At 68.5% G+C, this 216-nt stretch carries 1 protein-coding gene; it reads left to right on the top strand.

Annotated features, from left to right (window positions below; translation table 11 throughout):
* Positions 1-216, top strand: a 216-nt coding sequence (locus ADK60_RS47040; protein ID WP_234371303.1) for a hypothetical protein, incomplete at both ends; no start/stop codon positions are given.

Genomic DNA, 216 nt, shown 5'->3' with positions numbered 1-216 from the left:
CGAAGTTCGACCTGGAGGTGAGTCTTGGTGAGGTTTTTGACGAGCGGGGGAGGCCGGCGGGTGTTCGGGGGAGGTTGGTCGCGGCTGCGGATCTGTTCGATGCGGGGACGGCGGAGCGTTTCGCGGGTTGGCTGGTGCGGGTGGTCGAGCGGGTTGTCGCTGAGCCGTTGACGCGGTTGTCGGCGGTGGATCTGCTGGGTGCGGACGAGCGCCGGC

Source organism: Streptomyces sp. XY431 (genome assembly GCF_001279805.1).
Taxonomy (GTDB): domain Bacteria; phylum Actinomycetota; class Actinomycetes; order Streptomycetales; family Streptomycetaceae; genus Kitasatospora; species Kitasatospora purpeofusca.
This window is presented reverse-complemented; position numbering and strand designations above follow the sequence as displayed.